Origin of the sequence: Streptomyces sp. SID3343, assembly GCF_009865215.1 — a bacterium.
GTDB lineage: Bacteria > Actinomycetota > Actinomycetes > Streptomycetales > Streptomycetaceae > Embleya.
In genome coordinates this window covers 1-14,875 of sequence record NZ_WWJX01000048.1, presented here as the reverse complement: position 1 = coordinate 14,875, position 14,875 = coordinate 1, and the positions used below count along the sequence as shown (strand labels likewise).

General features: G+C 69.8%; 18 protein-coding genes. 11 read left to right on the top strand and 7 right to left on the bottom strand.

The features are described from left to right. Positions 1-68 precede the first annotated feature (68 nt). Positions 69-821 (bottom strand): IclR family transcriptional regulator, encoded by a 753-nt coding sequence (locus GT354_RS02210; RefSeq protein WP_161354451.1) that lies wholly within the window; start codon positions 819-821, stop codon positions 69-71. Positions 822-1,118: 297 nt separating this feature from the next. Between GT354_RS02210 and aceB the strand changes: the two genes are divergently transcribed. The 5 genes from aceB to GT354_RS02185 all read left to right on the top strand — a co-directional run bounded on the left by aceB (position 1,119) and on the right by GT354_RS02185 (position 5,615). After that, complete coding sequence (aceB, locus tag GT354_RS02205; RefSeq protein WP_161354450.1) at positions 1,119-2,738, top strand: malate synthase A; 1,620 nt, start codon at positions 1,119-1,121, stop codon at positions 2,736-2,738. Between the two features lie 165 nt (positions 2,739-2,903). Then, entirely contained in the window at positions 2,904-3,293 is a 390-nt protein-coding gene (locus GT354_RS02200) for a gamma-glutamylcyclotransferase (protein ID WP_161354449.1), read from the top strand. A gap of 108 nt (positions 3,294-3,401) precedes the next feature. Beyond that, positions 3,402-3,767: a hypothetical protein gene (locus tag GT354_RS02195; RefSeq protein WP_161354448.1), complete on the top strand. Its 366-nt coding sequence runs from the start codon at positions 3,402-3,404 to the stop codon at positions 3,765-3,767. A gap of 200 nt (positions 3,768-3,967) precedes the next feature. Then, the gene (locus GT354_RS02190) at positions 3,968-4,675 is read left to right on the top strand and encodes a hypothetical protein (protein WP_161354447.1); all 708 of its coding nucleotides are present in this window, start codon (positions 3,968-3,970) and stop codon (positions 4,673-4,675) included. Positions 4,676-4,850: 175 nt separating this feature from the next. Next, the gene (locus GT354_RS02185) at positions 4,851-5,615 is read left to right on the top strand and encodes a hypothetical protein (protein ID WP_161354446.1); all 765 of its coding nucleotides are present in this window, start codon (positions 4,851-4,853) and stop codon (positions 5,613-5,615) included. A 159-nt stretch (positions 5,616-5,774) separates the two neighbouring features. Here GT354_RS02185 and GT354_RS02180 read toward each other — a convergent pair whose 3' ends face one another. From GT354_RS02180 to uraD, 4 genes are all read right to left on the bottom strand, one after another. Continuing rightward, a complete protein-coding gene (locus GT354_RS02180) occupies positions 5,775-7,160 on the bottom strand; it encodes an 8-oxoguanine deaminase (protein WP_161354445.1) in 1,386 nt (461 codons plus the stop codon). Positions 7,161-7,273: 113 nt separating this feature from the next. Then, positions 7,274-8,188 (bottom strand): factor-independent urate hydroxylase, encoded by a 915-nt coding sequence (pucL, locus tag GT354_RS02175; protein ID WP_161354444.1) that lies wholly within the window; start codon positions 8,186-8,188, stop codon positions 7,274-7,276. 5 nt (positions 8,189-8,193) lie between these two features. Beyond that, entirely contained in the window at positions 8,194-8,532 is a 339-nt protein-coding gene (uraH, locus tag GT354_RS02170; protein WP_161354443.1) for a hydroxyisourate hydrolase, read from the bottom strand. Continuing rightward, the gene (gene uraD, locus GT354_RS53320; protein ID WP_161354442.1) at positions 8,529-9,026 is read right to left on the bottom strand and encodes a 2-oxo-4-hydroxy-4-carboxy-5-ureidoimidazoline decarboxylase; all 498 of its coding nucleotides are present in this window, start codon (positions 9,024-9,026) and stop codon (positions 8,529-8,531) included. Before uraD ends, uraH begins: the two co-directional genes overlap by 4 nt. A 323-nt stretch (positions 9,027-9,349) precedes the next feature. Between uraD and GT354_RS02160 the strand changes: the two genes are divergently transcribed. Next, entirely contained in the window at positions 9,350-9,685 is a 336-nt protein-coding gene (locus GT354_RS02160) for a hypothetical protein (protein WP_161354441.1), read from the top strand. Beyond that, entirely contained in the window at positions 9,682-10,008 is a 327-nt protein-coding gene (locus GT354_RS02155; RefSeq protein WP_161354440.1) for a hypothetical protein, read from the top strand. Before GT354_RS02160 ends, GT354_RS02155 begins: the two co-directional genes overlap by 4 nt. A 63-nt stretch (positions 10,009-10,071) precedes the next feature. On the opposite strand, the gene GT354_RS02150 is transcribed toward GT354_RS02155, so the two are convergent. Both GT354_RS02150 and GT354_RS02145 read right to left on the bottom strand, forming a co-directional pair. Further along, the gene (locus GT354_RS02150) at positions 10,072-10,434 is read right to left on the bottom strand and encodes a helix-turn-helix domain-containing protein (protein ID WP_161354439.1); all 363 of its coding nucleotides are present in this window, start codon (positions 10,432-10,434) and stop codon (positions 10,072-10,074) included. Next, positions 10,431-10,766, bottom strand: coding sequence for a thiamine-binding protein (locus GT354_RS02145; RefSeq protein WP_161354438.1), 336 nt, complete (start codon positions 10,764-10,766; stop codon positions 10,431-10,433). Before GT354_RS02145 ends, GT354_RS02150 begins: the two co-directional genes overlap by 4 nt. Positions 10,767-10,907: 141 nt before the next feature. Here GT354_RS02145 and GT354_RS02140 point away from each other — a divergent pair, with 141 nt between their 5' ends. From GT354_RS02140 to GT354_RS02125, 4 genes are all read left to right on the top strand, one after another. Then, positions 10,908-11,750 (top strand): TIM barrel protein, encoded by an 843-nt coding sequence (locus GT354_RS02140; protein ID WP_161354437.1) that lies wholly within the window; start codon positions 10,908-10,910, stop codon positions 11,748-11,750. Beyond that, positions 11,747-12,700, top strand: coding sequence for a 2-hydroxy-3-oxopropionate reductase (locus GT354_RS02135; RefSeq protein WP_161354436.1), 954 nt, complete (start codon positions 11,747-11,749; stop codon positions 12,698-12,700). The genes GT354_RS02140 and GT354_RS02135 overlap by 4 nt, the downstream gene beginning before the upstream one ends. Continuing rightward, complete coding sequence (gene gcl / locus GT354_RS02130; RefSeq protein WP_161354435.1) at positions 12,700-14,436, top strand: glyoxylate carboligase; 1,737 nt, start codon at positions 12,700-12,702, stop codon at positions 14,434-14,436. The genes GT354_RS02135 and gcl overlap by 1 nt, the downstream gene beginning before the upstream one ends. Positions 14,437-14,664: 228 nt before the next feature. Beyond that, positions 14,665-14,875, top strand: a 211-nt coding sequence (locus GT354_RS02125; RefSeq protein ID WP_161354434.1) for a glycerate kinase, incomplete at its 3' end; no start/stop codon positions are given.

The following is a 14,875-nucleotide window of genomic DNA, read 5'->3' as shown; positions in this document are numbered from 1 at the left end:
TGGTGCCATCGTCCGAGTCCGGCGGGGCGGGGCGGGGGTGGGGGACGGTTCGGCGGGCCGGTGGTCGGTCAGTTCGCGCCGGCCTGGGTGGAGTCCTGGTCGCCGCCGCCCAGGCGTTGGCCCAGGCGGTACGCGATCTCCTGCATCCTGGTGGTCATCCAGCCCTCCTCCATCGCGCGGATGCGGTTCTCCGGGCCGGACACGGACAGCGCGGTCGCGGTCGGCGCTCCCGGGACCACCACGGCGACGCAGCGCACGCCGAGTTCCTGTTCCTGGTCGTCGACCGCGTAGCCCTGCGCCTTGATCCGCGGAAACTGGGCGAGCAGCGTGCCCGGATCGGTCACCGTGTGCTCGGTGTGCGACGCGAGTGGCCGGCCGCCCAGGACGCGCACGGCGTCGGCCTCGGGCAACTGGGCGAGCAGGACCTTGCCGACGGCGGTGCAGTGCGGTTGGACCCGCCGGCCGACCTCGGTGAACATGCGCATCGAGTGCCGGGAGGGGACCTGGCCGACGTACACCACCTCGCCCGCCTCCAGGACGGCGAGGTTGGCGGTCTCGCCGGTGGCCTCCATGAGTTCGGCCAGGTAGGGCCGCGCCCAACTGCCGAGCAGGCGGCCGGCGGTCTCGCCGAGGCGGATCAGGCGCGGGCCGAGGGTGTAGCGGCGGGACGCGTCCTGGCGCAGGTAGCCCAGTGCGACCAGGGTGCGTACGAGGCGGTGGATCGTGGGCATGGGCAGACCCGAACGCGCGGCGAGTTCGCTGAGCGTCAGGACCCCGCCGGCGTCGGCGAGCAGTTCGAGCAGGTCGAACGCGCGCTCCAGGGACTGGACTCCGCCGCTCGCGCCGTTGGCGGTGCGCGTTCCCGCCCCGGTTTTGCCGTTGTGGCCGTGCGCAGGCGAACCGCCGTGGGTACCTGAGTTGAGTGCGACCACCGCACGGTCCTCTCGCTCGTCGACATGTGCTCGGCACAGTGCTCGACACAGTGCTTGCCCAAGTGCTCGACACGGATGGTGAACAAAATTGGTGGGCAAGTTTGTTCAACAAGTTGTTGAACTTCCGTTACCCGGAAACTAATGTCCACTCTACAAAAGAACGTCGACGGCGAAGGAGAGTCACCCGTGAGTGCGCCGGCCATCATCGTCAAGCACAGCACTGTGACCGGCGGCTCCGTGCCGCGGGCGGACGAACTGCTCACCACCGAGGCGCTGCGCTTCGTGGCGAGCCTGCAGCGCAGATTCGGCGGTCGCCGCAACGCGCTGTTGGCCCGTCGCCAGGCCCGTCGCGAGGAGATCGCGCGGACGGGTCGGCTCGACTTCCTGCCCGAGACCGCCGACGTGCGCGCCGCCGACTGGCAGGTCGCGCAGGCGCCCCCGGCGCTGCGGGACCGCCGGGTCGAGATCACCGGCCCGGCGGACCGCAAGATGACGATCAACGCGCTCAACTCGGGCGCGAAGGTCTGGCTCGCGGACTTCGAGGACGCGTCCGCGCCCACCTGGCACAACGTGGTGGCCCACCAGCTCAACTTGATCGACGCCTACGAACGGCGGATCGACTTCTCCACGGCGGAGGGCAAGACGTACGCGCTGCGCCCCGACGAGGAGTTGGCCACGGTCGTGATGCGCCCGCGCGGGTGGCATCTGGACGAGCGACACATCCTGGTCGACGGGCAACCGGCCGCCGGCGCGCTGGTCGACTTCGGGCTGTACTTCTTCCACAACGCGGCCCGGTTGCTCGACCGCGGGCTCGGCCCGTACTTCTATCTCCCGAAGATCGAGGGCCACCTCGAAGCCCGGTTGTGGAACGACGTGTTCGTCGCCGCACAGGATCTGCTCGACATCCCGCGCGGCTCGATCCGCGCGACGGTGTTGATCGAGACGGTCACCGCCGCGTTCGAGATGGACGAGATCCTGTACGAACTGCGCGAACACGCCTCGGGGCTGAACGCGGGCCGCTGGGACTACCTGTTCAGCATCGTCAAGAACTTCCGTGACGCGGGCGACGCGTTCGTGCTGCCGGACCGCAACGCGGTGACCATGACGGCGCCGTTCATGCGGGCGTACACCGAACTGCTCGTGCGTACGTGCCATCGGCGCGGCGCGTACGCCATCGGCGGCATGGCCGCGATCATCCCGTCCCGCCGCGACGCGGCCGCCAACGCGACGGCGTTGGCCAAGGTGCGCGACGACAAGGACCGCGAGGCCGGCGACGGCTTCGACGGCTCGTGGGTGGCCCACCCGGACCTGGTCCCGGTGTGCCGCGACGCGTTCGACGCGGTCCTGGGCGAGCGGCCCCACCAGCTCGAACGCACGCGTGACGAGGTCGAGGTGACGGTCGATCAGCTGCTCGACGTCGCCTCCGCCGGCGGCTCGCCCACGAGCGCGGGACTGCACGGCGCGGTCGGCGTGGGCCTGCGCTACCTGGAGGCGTGGCTGCGCGGATACGGCGCGGTCGCGGTGTTCGGCCTGATGGAGGATGTCGCGACGGCGGAGATCTCCCGGTCCCAGGTGTGGCAGTGGATCAACAACGGCGTCGTGCTCTCGGACAGCGGCGACAAGGTGACCGCCGATCTGGTGCGCCGGCTCGTCGTGGACGAACTGGGCGCACTGCGCGAGGACTTGGGCGACGCCGGCTTCGAGGCGGGCCGCTGGACGGCGGCACGTGACCTGTTCCTCAAGGTCGCCTTGGCCGACGATTTCGTCGACTTCCTCACCCTCCCGGGATACGAACTCCTCGACTGAGTCGAGCCGTTCGCACATCCCGCCACGAACGCGGAACGGCCGGGACCACCCCGGCGGTCGTGGGGCGCGTCCAATCGGGCGGTCCCGGTCGTTCTGCACATTCTCTCGCAACCCGTCCTCGCGTTGTGTCGCGGTCGCTGCCGCGCGTCGAACAGGAGACTTCAGATGGCACGCATGTTCCTCAACGGCCAGGCGATGGAAGGCGGCCCGTTCCACCACCACTTGGAGGGCGCGCCGCTGGTCGCGAAGATCCGCACCGCGCCCGGCCACCGTTTCTTCTCGATCGGCGACCGCTGCCCCGGCCTGCTGCCCGACCCGGCGAGCGACGTACGGATCGAGGGCGAGGTGTACGAGGTCCCCGACGAGGTCCTGCGTGACAACCTGCTGCCGACCGAGCCGCCGGAGTTGGAGTTCGGCATCATCAAGCTGGAGGACGGCTCGGCATGCTTCTCGATGATCCTGCGGCGTGGTGAGCTGGAGTCGGGCAAGCACAAGGAGATCACCGAGTTCGGTGGGTGGCGGGCCTATCTGAAGACCTTGGGGCGCGACGCGTAGCGCGCCGGGCGACGCGACGGGCGGGCGGGCGCGGTTCGCGACCCGCCCACCGGCGCGCCCGAGGTCGGGCTGCGGATCGACGCCGATCCATCCCCATATGATCAGGTGATGACTGCCGAAAACCCGGCCTTGGCCGACCTCCTGGAGCGCGAGGGTCCCGCCGCCGAGCCTGCCGACGTCTTGGCCGCACTGGTGGCGGGCGGCGTGATCATCGCGATCGACGAGTCCGAATCGGTGATCTTCATTCGGGGCGAGGACGACAAGCCGTGGCTCCCGACGTTCGTGGACGGACACGTCTGCGCGCGTGACGTCCCGCACGGCCGGCCCTACCCGTGCGACGCCTCCCGCCTGTTGGACATCGCCGCCCGCACCGGCGTGCGAACGCTCACCGTCGCGTCCGCCACCCAATGCGCCACGATCCCGATGATGCTGATCGCCAAGGCCCTGTCGGCCGGCGGACCGAAAACCGACTAGTCGGGCGTACCCGGAGCGTTCGTGGTGATCGACGGCGGCGCGTCGCCGCTCCGGGCGGGCGCCGACGCTGTGACCAGGGGGGACCCGGGTGTCGGGGGCCTGCGGCCGACCCGTATCCTCTGCCGACACCCAGCCCGCTCCCGGCTCGGTCCGTACGCTTTCGCGTACGCGTGCTTGCTCGGATCTCTTCCAGAGGATCAATGCGCAGATTCGTGGTATCCGTCGCGGTGGCCGCCGTTGTCGCGATTTCCGGTTGTTCGTCCGATGGTTCGGACGGCGGTTCGTCCGGTGGTTCGGGTGGTGGCGCGGGCTTCGCCGACCAGAGTCCGGGAGTGCCCGCCGTCGCGTCGGCGGATACCGCGCGGTCGATACGCGCCGGGCTCGAATCCGTACGCAAAGCCACGTCGCTTCGCCTGGTCGAGACCATGCAGCCCGAACGTGGCGAGAAGACCGTCATCGACATGCGCGTCGTCCCGGGGCGAGGCACTCGGTCCACGAACGTGTTCGAGGGCATGAAGCTTGAGGAAATCGTCGTCGGCGACGACGTCTTCCGACGTTCGAGCGACAAGAAGCCGTGGGTGAAGTCGACCGTCGAACCGGCCGAGGCCGCCGGCAAGGGCGCCCCGTGGCACGAGCAGGTCCCGGGGGTCGGTCAAGACCTCTACGACCTCGTCGAGCGCTCCGAGGCGCTCACCACCGTCGCGCCGGTCACCATCGACGGTGTTCACTGCTTCGGGGTCCGCGGTGGGGCGGAGTTCACGTACTACTTCGCGCCGGGTGATTCGGGCGGCCTTCGCCGCTGGGTCCAGGAACAGCCGGGCGCGCGGATCACGTGGGACGTCACCGAGCTGAACAAGCCGGTCGACCTCACGCCGCCTACCGACGTCAGGACGCCGGAGCAGGAGTAGGGCGAGCTTCGGGTCGTTGCGGCTGCGGGCCGGCTGCTGTTCCGGCGCCGGTCGCGGGTCCGTGCCGTTTTTTCGTTGGTTACGCCCCCCGTGCCCCGTCCCGGGTGCGGGCTGGGATTCGTGTTTGTTGTTGATCGGGGCGTCGGCACTCGACGTCCCCGTCTTCTGGAGAGCCATGCGTACGTCCGTAGTTCCGGTTGCCTGCGTGGTAGCCGCCGTGATCGCGCTGTCCGGTTGTTCCTCGGACGACAAGAAGAGTGACAACGCCAACAAGGACGGCGGTTCGGGCACGAGTGCGCCGCCTGCCGGCGCGTCCCCGAGCGCATCGCCGCCCGCGGCAGCGTCGACCGCTCCGGGGGCGACGGCTCCGGTGTCGTCCGCTCCCGCGCCCGCCGGAAAGCGCGACCGGGCAGCGGTCGTTCACCAGGGCATCGATGCCGTGCGCAAGGCTGAATCGTTCCGCCTGGTCATGGACATGCAGTCGGAGGGAACCGGGATGAAGAACGACATCCGGGTGGTCGCCGGCAAGGGGAACACGATGGAGATCACGGTCGGCGGTGCCGTGACGCAGGCGCTTTACAGCGGCGGCGACGTCTACCGGCGGATCGGTTCGACCGGGCCCTGGGAGAAGACCGACGTTGCGCAGGACCCCAAGCTGAAGAGTGGTGAGTGGTTCAAGCTCACCTCGATGCTGGCCGACGACGTGTACACGGAGACCGCCGGGTCCGCCGCGTTGACCGACGTCGAGCCGATCACCATCGACGGTGTCGTGTGTGAAGGGGTGCGGAAGGAGGACAACACCTACTACTTCACGCCGGGTGAGTCGGGCTACTTCCGCCGCATGGTCACGGGCGGAGACGACGGCGTCACCATGGTCTGGGACATCACCGAGTTGAACAAGCCGGTCGACCTCACGCCGCCGACCGACCTCGCTTCGTAGTCCGTCGGGGTCCCGCTCTCGCCGGCTGTCGGCTGGGTGGGATGGGCAACGGTGGTCGGGTGGGGGCGACTTGGGTCGCGGTCATCCGACCGTCGGTGCGGCGGGCACCGGCGCCGGTGTGGTTCTCGCGCCGGGCCGCGGCCGCGCGGTGGGGCGTGGCTAGGTGGTTCTCGCGCGCAGGCGGGTTGCCGCCGTGGCCACGTTGCGGGCTATGAGGTTCTCGTCGATGCGGGACAGGTGGCCCTGTTCGACCACCTCGCGGCCGTTGACCAGGAGCAGGGTCAAGGGGGAGGGCGCGCCCAGGACCAACGCCGCGATCGGGTCCGCGATGCCCGAGTGCAGGACGTCGTCGACGCGCCACATGGCGAGGTCGGCGAGTTTGCCCGGCTCCAGCGAGCCGATTTCGCGGTCGCGACCCAGCACCTGCGCGCCGCCCATCGTGCCCAGTCGCAGCGAGCGCCGCGCCGTCATCGCCTTCGGGCCGCCCCGAAGTCGGGCGATCAGCAGTGCGTTGCGCAGTTCCGTACCCAGTTCACCCGACTCGTTCGAGGCCGTGCCGTCGACGCCGAGGCCGACCGGCACGCCCGCCCTCAGCATGTCGGGGACCCGCGCGATGCCCGCCGCCAGGCGGGCGTTGGAGGACGGGCAGTGCGCCACGCCCGTGCCGGTGGCTGCGAACCTGGCGATGTCCGAGTCGTTCAGGTGGACGCAGTGCGCCATCCATACGTCCTCGCCCAGCCACCCCAGGCTCTCCAGGTAGTCCGTCGGACCCATGCCGAACCTCTCCCGGCAAAAGGCGTCCTCCTCGACCGTCTCCGAGCCGTGGGTGTGCAGTCGGACCCCCTTGGCGCGTGCCAAGTCGGCGGCTCCGCGCAGGAGTTCGGGAGTGACCGAGAACGGCGAGCACGGCGCTGCGGTGATCCGCAGCATCGCGTCGAAGGACGCGTCGTGCCACCGGTCGATCGCCTCGGACGTCGCGGCGAGTGCCGTGTCGGTGTCCTCGACGCACGCGTCCGGCGGCAGGCCGCCCCGCGACTCGCCGAGGTCCATCGAGCCGCGAGTGGGCTGGAAACGCATGCCCAGCTCGTCCAGCGCGCGTATCTCCGCGCCCAGGATGTCGCCGCCGTCCTTGGGGAACACGTACGCGTGGTCCGCGGTGGTCGTACAGCCCGAGCGCAGCAGCGCCGCGGCCGAACCCTGCGCCGCGGCGTAGCACATCTCGTCGTCGATCCTCGCCCAGGTGGGATACAGCGTGACGAGCCAGTCGAACAGGTCGCATTCCTGTGCGAGGCCGCGGGTGATCCACTGGTAGAAGTGGTGGTGTGTGTTGACCAGGCCGGGCGTCACCAGGTGGCCCGTCCCGTCGATGCGGCGCGCGACGTGGGCCAGGCCGGTGGGGGCGGCGCCCGCGCCGACCGATTCGAGGCGGTTGCCCGCCACGACGACGTGGCCCGACGCGTACTCGGTGTCGTGGGCGTCGACGGTGGCGATCGCGCAGTTCTCGATCACGATGCGCCCGGTGGGGGCAAGTTTGTTTCCAGGCACGGAGGTTCCCTCGCGGCGGTGGTCCGGCGGACGTACCGCCGTCTGGTTACCGCGAGAGGGCCCCGGAGGCGGGACGGCGGTTCGAGAATCCTCCGGGGACCGGCTACCGCCGCTCAGTCCACCGGGATCAGTGGAGTGACGCCCTCGCGGTGCACGGTGCCCTCGATCAGACCGTACGGCCGATCGGCGGCGTAGTACACCTCCTTGTCGTTCTTGATGTCCATGGCGTCCATGTCCACCAGGAAGTTGTGCTTGTTCGGCAGTGAAAGCCTTACCTCGTCCACCTCGTGACGATGGGTCAGCACCCGGTTGGCCATCGCGAACAGGGTCTGCTGAAGCGAGTACGAATAGGTCTCGGAGAACGCTTCGAGCAGGTGTCGGCGGACCTGGGCGTACGAGCGCTCCCAGTTCGGCTCGGCCGCGTCGTCGCCGGCATCGAACGAGAAGCGCCAACGCGCGGTGACCTGGGTGGCCAGGATCCGGTCGTAGGCCTCCTGGAGAGTCGTGTACCGGTCCTTGATGTAGCCCCAGAATTCGGACGACGTCGTGTTCATCACGACGAGGTCCTTGAGCCCGGAGATCACCCGCACCCGGTCGTTCTCCCAGACGATCTCACTGGTGCGGATCTCGCCGCCGTCGCGGACGAACGAGTGCTGGATCTCGTCCGCGCCGATGAACCGGTTGCGCGACTCGGCCGCGGTGATCCGGTTCCAGGGGTATTCCTCGATCCGGATCCGGGCCCGGGTGATCGACGGCTGCGACTGCACGAAGTGCCGTGCCAGGCGCACCCCGTAGGCCTCGGCCGAGTCGATCCCGTGTTCCTGTGCGAACGCGAACACGGTGTTCTTCATGGTGTCGGTCGGCAGCACGTTCTCGTTGCCGCCGGTGAAGTGGGTGTCGGACAGGTCTCCCGACAACGCGACGCTGACGTTGAGGTCCTTGACCTCGTGCCGCTCGCTGTCGCGGCGGACCCGCACGACGCGGGTCTCCGCCTTTCCGTACTGGTTCTGGCCGAGCACCATCGGCATGCTTGTCAGCTCCCTCGGTATACGGAATATCCGTACGGGTTGAGCAACAGAGGTACGTGGTAACGCGTTTCGAGGTCGACGGTGAAGATCACTCGGACCTCCGGGAAGAACGGCGTCTCGCCGCGGGCGCGGCGATAGGCGGCGACGTCGAAGACCAGGCGAACGTCCACCGTCCCCGGCCCGGAGCGTCCGAGCGCGGGCAGGTCGGGGCAGCGTCCGTCGGCATCGGTCTCGGCGCTGCCGAGTACCGTCCACGTGCCGTCGGCCTCGCGGCGGGAGAGCTCGACCGGGACGCCTGTCGCGGGTCGGCCCTCGCTCGTGTCGAGGATGTGGGTGGAGATCACGCGCGGACCAGCCCTTCGAGGCGTAGGCGGTTGATCTTCCGCAACTCCTCGCGGGTGACCTCCCACTCGGACGCCGGGTCGTTGTCGAGTCGGTGGTGCAGTTCGGCGAGCATCTCCACCGCGCTGCGACCACTCGCGCAGATCAGGAACACCCGGCCGAACCGGTTCTCGTACGCGACGTTCCCGGCCCGCAGATCGGCCGACACGAGGTCACCCGCGTCGTGCACACCCGATTGCTCGCGCGCCGACTGCGGATCGTCGCGACGCGGCCGGCCGATCACGGCGTGGCCGTCGATCGCCTCCTGGAGATCGTCGGTGGTCAATCCCGCGATCGCCGAGTCGGAACTCGCGTAGAGCCGGTCGGGTTCGCCGTACGGACGGGCGGCGAGTACCGCGCCGATCCAGGCACGACTCGCACAGACCTCGCCGAGCACCTTGATCGCTTCGTCGGCGGACGCTCGATCGAAACCGTCGAGCCCTGGCGCTGATGACATGTCAGGAACCTCCTCGCTCGGAGGGCGCACCCATCCAGAGGTAAACGCCGCACCCGAGCGGGTACCCCGATGCGGCGATGGCCGGAACGCTAGGCGCTGGACAAGCCCGTCGTCAACAGTTTGTTGAAGTTGATCTACGCGCGGACAAGGCGACGACCGGCCGACGGCGCGAGGGAGTCGGAAGCGGAATCCGACAGTCCGTAAAAATGTCGAAACGGTCATCCGGCGGGCGAAGACCAACGGGCCAAAAGCGCTACCGTGAGACGCCGAAGTGCCCGCCGTGCAGGCGGGTTTCGGGTGCGAGATCGACGGGGGCTCGATCGGTGTCGGTACTTCTCCTGGCCGAAGTCGGCGTGGGCTTGGTGGGCGGCCTGGTGGTGTGGCTGCGCTACGTGCGGTGGGCGCCACCGATCCCGGACGGGCTGCGGGAGCGTTGGAAGCTGACCCGGGCGCTGGGTACGGCCGACCGGGCGAGCGCGCGTGTCGACCCGCGTCGCATGTCGCATCGAGAGGTGGTCGACAGCGCGGCCGCGCACGGATTCGTCGTCGAGGGCTGGTCGCCGGGCCCCGCCGGGACGACCACGTATCGGTTCGTGCGGACGGTGGCGTTTCCCGTGCCGTGCCGGTTGCACCTCGTGCGGATGCGGTCGGGGCGATGACGGCGAACCCCGTCTTGGCGGTCGCGGTCGTCGTCGCGGTCTTCCTGCCGATCGGGTACTACGGCACGCGCCGGCGGCGGTGGTCTCGGGACCGGGTGGTTCGCGCGGTGGAGAACCGGTTTCGCGGGGCCCGGTGCGTGCACTTCAACATCGAGGTCCATCCGATCGCGCCGGAGGAGATCATCCGGATCGGCGCGGATCGGGGATACGCCTACGCGGGAGCCGCGGCGGGAGTCATGGCGTTTCGCAGGCGCGGCGCGCCGTCGGATACCGAGCACGGGATCCTGGAGCAGCACGGGTGGCGGATCAGGGGAAGGCCGTGACGGACCGGCCGTGGCCGGCCTTGAGCGGCCCGCGTCGACGGGCCGCTCGGTCGGTGGCGGGAGTCAGCTCGGGGTTTGGCGGTTGAGGTAGTTGTAGACCGTGAAGCGGCTGACGCCCAGGGCCGCGGCGACGGTTTCGACGCCGTGGCGGATGGTGAAGGCGCCGCGTTGCTCCAGGGTGCGGACCACGCGTTGTTTGTCCTCGCGGTCCAGGTCGGCCAGGGGGCCGAAGGTGCGTTCGGCGTCGCCCAGCAGGCGGTCCAGGGCGGAGCCCAGGCCCGGGAGGCGGACCGCGACGACCGGTTCGCCCTCCCACTCCAGGGTCACGTCGTCGGGTTCGGCCCGGTCGACCGGGACGAGGGTCGCGCCCATCGCGGCCACGAGGGGCTTGATCGCTGCGGCCAGGGGATGTTCGGCGGGGCTCATGTGTCGGTTCCCGGGGTCTGGGTGTCGGTCCCCGGAGTTTGGGTGTCGGTTCCCCGGGGGGCCGCCGCCGGGCCTGCCGCGGGCTCCGAGGGTGGATCCGGCACGGTCGTGACCTGTACCGAGATTCGGGACGCCCCGACGCCGAGCGCGCCGCGGAACACCCGGTCCAGGGCCGCCAGTACGGCCTGCGCCTCGCCCTCCGCGGTCGTGCCGAACGGGCCGACCTCGACATCGAGTCCGGCCTCGTCGATGACCCGTCGGGCCTCCAGGGCATGGGGTGGTACGCCGTCCAGGTCGAACGGCTCGGTCGAGAATTCCATCCGCAATCGCACGCCCGAACCCTAGCCGGCGCGCGCCGGCCAAGCCAGACTGCGACCGATCGCCCTTGACAAACTGTTGAAGCAGCGTGCCATTATTCCGACAAGCAAAATCTCACTTCCGCATTGTGGAACCGACGTGGAAGAGGTGGTCACGTGAGCGCTGACGCTCTGCGCTTCGACATCAATCTCTCGATCCTCTTCACCGAACTCCCGCTCCTGGAGCGACCCGCCGCCGCGGCCGCGGCCGGCTTCAGCGAGATCGAGCTGTGGTGGCCGTTCGACGGACCCGGCCCGGCCGACGCCGAACTCGACACGCTCGCCGCGGCCATCCGCGATGCCGGCGTCGATCTGGTCGGGCTCAACTTCGACGCCGGACACATGCCGGGCGGCGACCGCGGTCTGGTGTCCAGGCCGGCCCAGTCCCTGCGCTTTCGCGACAACGTCGACGTCGCGACGGGCTTCGCCGCGTCGCTCGACTGTCGCGTGCTCAACGCGCTGTACGGCAACCGCGAGGACGGCGTCGACCCGCGGGCCCAGGACGAACTCGCGCTGGAGAACCTGGGATTGGCCGCCGAGGCGGCCGACCGGATCGGCGCGATCGTGGTGGTCGAGGCGCTGAACTCGGACGAGAACCCGCGCTACCCCCTGACGACCGCCGCCGGCGCCGTGGCCGTCGCGGACAAGGTCAACGCCCGGACCGGTCTGACCAACACGACCTTCCTGTGCGACCTGTACCACCTCGCCCGCAACGGCGAGGACCTGCCCACCGTCATCGACACGTACGCCGCCCGCTTCGGCCACGTGCAGATCGCCGACACCCCCGGACGGGGACAACCCGGCAGCGGCGAGCTGGACTTCGACGAGCTGTTCCGCCGGCTCGTCGCCGCCGGCTACACCGGGCGCGTCGGCCTCGAATACAAGCCCGTCGGCCCGAGCGCGGACAGCTTCGGCTGGCTCCCGCGCGAGCTGCGGGGACTCAAGGGAGGGGCCGGATGACCGGCACAGGCAAGAAGATCGGCTTCATCGGACTCGGCATCATGGGCGCGCCGATGGCCGCGCACCTGGTCGAGGCCGGCCACGAGGTCACGGGGTACAACCTCGAACGCGAGGCGGTGGACCGGCTGATCGCGGCCGGCGGCAAGGGCGCCGAGGGCATCACCGAGGCGGTGCGCGACGCCGACGTGGTGATCACCATGGTCCCGGCCGACCCGCACGTCGAGCAGGTCATGTACGGCCGGGACGGGGTGCTCGCCGGCGTCGAGCCCGGCACGCTCGTGATCGACATGAGTTCGATCAAGCCCAGCACGTCGATCGCCGTGGCCGAGGCCGGCGCCGAGCGCGGACTGCGCGTTCTGGACGCTCCCGTCAGCGGTGGCGAGGCCGGTGCGATCGAGGCCGTCCTGTCGATCATGGTCGGCGGCGAGGCGGCGGACTTCGCCGCCGCGCTGCCGCTGTTCGAGGCGCTCGGCAAGACGATCGTGCACGTCGGCCCGCACGGAGCCGGGCAGACCGTCAAGGCCGCGAACCAGCTCGTCGTCGCGGGCAACATCCAACTCGTCGCCGAGGCCCTGCTGTTCCTGGAGCGCGCGGGCGTGGACACCGAGGCCGGCCTGGAGGTGCTCGGCGGCGGTCTCGCCGGCAGCACGGTGATGGCCCGCAAGGGCCGGGTCATGCGCGAGCGCGACTTCAAGCCCGGGTTCCGGATAGACCTGCACCACAAGGACATGGGCATCGTCACCGAGGCGGCTCGTGAGCTGGACCTCGTACTGCCCTTCGCGGGCCTGGCGGCGCAACTCGTCGCGTCGCTGCGCGCGCAGGGCGGTGGCGGCCTCGACCACTCCGGGCTCCTGCTCGGTCTCGAACGCCTCAACGGCGGCCCGCGAAACGGCTCCCAGGAGAGTTCCCAGGGCACTTCCCAGGGCACTTCCCAGCAGGGAGACAACTGATGGCACCGCGTCGTGTTCCGGTCATGAACGCCGTTGTGCAGGTGCTGCGTTCGGAGGGCGTCGACACCGCGTTCGGCTGCCCCGGCGCGGCGATCCTGCCGCTCTACCAGGCGATGGAGGACGTCGGCGGGATCGAGCACCTGATCGTCCGCCACGAAGAGGGCGCCACGCACATGGCCGACGGTTGGGCCCGCACGAACGGCGGGGTCGGCGTCGCGATCGGCACCTCCGGCCCGGCCGGCACCAACATGATCACCGGTCTGTACACGGCCCTCGCCGACTCGATCCCCATCGTGTGCATCACCGGCCAGGCGGTCTCCGGCAAACTGCACCAGGAGGCGTTCCAGGCGGTCGACATCGTCGAGATCTCCAAGCCGGTCACCAAGTGGTCCGTGCAGGTCAAGGAGGCCGCGCAGGCCCCCTGGATCTTCCGGGAGGCATTTCGGCTCGCCCGCTCGGGTCGTCCGGGGCCGGTCCTGATCGACCTGCCCCTGGACGTCCAGAAGCAGGAGATCTGGTGGGACCCCGAGGTGGACGCCCCGCTGCCGGTCAACGAGGTGCCCCCGCACCTGCCCCGCGTCGAGGCCGCCTTGGACCTGCTGCTCGCCGCCGATCGGCCACTGCTGCTCTCGGGCGGCGGCGTGATCATCGGCGAGGCGCACGAGGAACTCGTCGAACTGGCCGAACTGCTCCAGGTGCCGGTCCAGGTCACCCTGATGGGCAAGGGCTCGATCGACGAGAACCACGCGCTGTACAGCGGGATGACGGGCGTACAGACGTCGCAGCGCTACGGCAACGCGTCGTTCCTGGAGTCGGACCTCGTGCTCGCGCTCGGCGCGCGCTTCGGCGACCGGCACACCGGCACCCTCGACGTCTATCGCGGTACCCGTAAGTTCATCCACGTCGACATCGAACCCACCCAGCTCGGCAAGGTGTTCGAACCGGATCTGGGCATCGTCTCCGACACCCGACTGTTCCTCCAGGCGATCTTGGCCGCGGCCAAGGACCGTGGCATCCGCCGCGAGGCCGGCGCGTGGGTCGCCCGGATCCAGGAGTTGCGCGCGACGCTGACCCGACGCGAGGACTTCGACACGGTGCCGATCAAGGCCCCGCGGGTGTACAAGGAGATCAACGAAGTCTTCGACGAGAACACCTACTTCGTCACCGCGATCGGCCTCTACCAGATCTGGGGCGGCCAGCACCAGAAGGCGTACAAGCCGCGGCACTACCAGGTCTGCGGCCAGGCCGGCCCGCTCGGCTGGGAGATCCCCGCCGCCATCGGGGTCAAGAAGGCACTCAAGCACAGCGAACCGAACGCCGAGGTGGTCGGCATCGTCGGCGACTACGGCTTCCAGTACCTGGTCGAGGAACTCGCGGTCGCGGCGCAGTACAACGTGCCGTTCGTGATCATCATGATCAACAACGAGTATCTGGGCCTGATCCGCCAGGCGTCGATCCCGTACGAGATGAACTACCAGGTGGACATCCACTACGACGAGATCGGCACCGACAACGTCAAGCTCATGGAGGCGTACGGCTGTTCGGGCAAGCGTATCGCCGAGCCCGACGACATCCGGGCCACCCTGGAGTGGGCCCGCAAGGAGGCGCAGCGCACGTCGCGGCCCGTCCTCGTGGAGATCATGATCGAGCGGGAGGCCAACACACCGCACGGGCCGGCGATCGACGCGGTCAAGGAGTTCGAGCCGCTTCCGGAGCCGGTGCCCGCCTCGGCGTAGGGCCGCAGTCGTGCCCGGCCCTCCCGGGCACGCACAGACCGGAGCGGGGCGCGTCGCGGTATCCGGACCGTCTGCCGGCGACGCTCCCCGCTCCTCATCGACCCCGTCCGGTGACGTTGATCCCATCCCTGGTGTCGCGCCCGCGTCACCGGGCGGTCGTCTCCCCCCGGGCTCCGCCCGACCACACCGGCTCCACAACGCCCCGACCCGATCCGAAGGAGAACGCGCATGGGACCGGTGGTCGTCCTGGCCCCCGACAAGTTCAAGGGCACGTTGACCGCCGTGCAGGCCGCGGCCGGGATCGGCGCCGGGATCCGCCGTGTGCTTCCCGACGCGGACGTACGCGTGCTCCCGATCGCCGACGGCGGCGAAGGCACCGTGGAGGCGGCGGTCGCGGCCGGCTTCGCCCGCGTCCCGGCGCGCGTTTCGGGCCCCACCG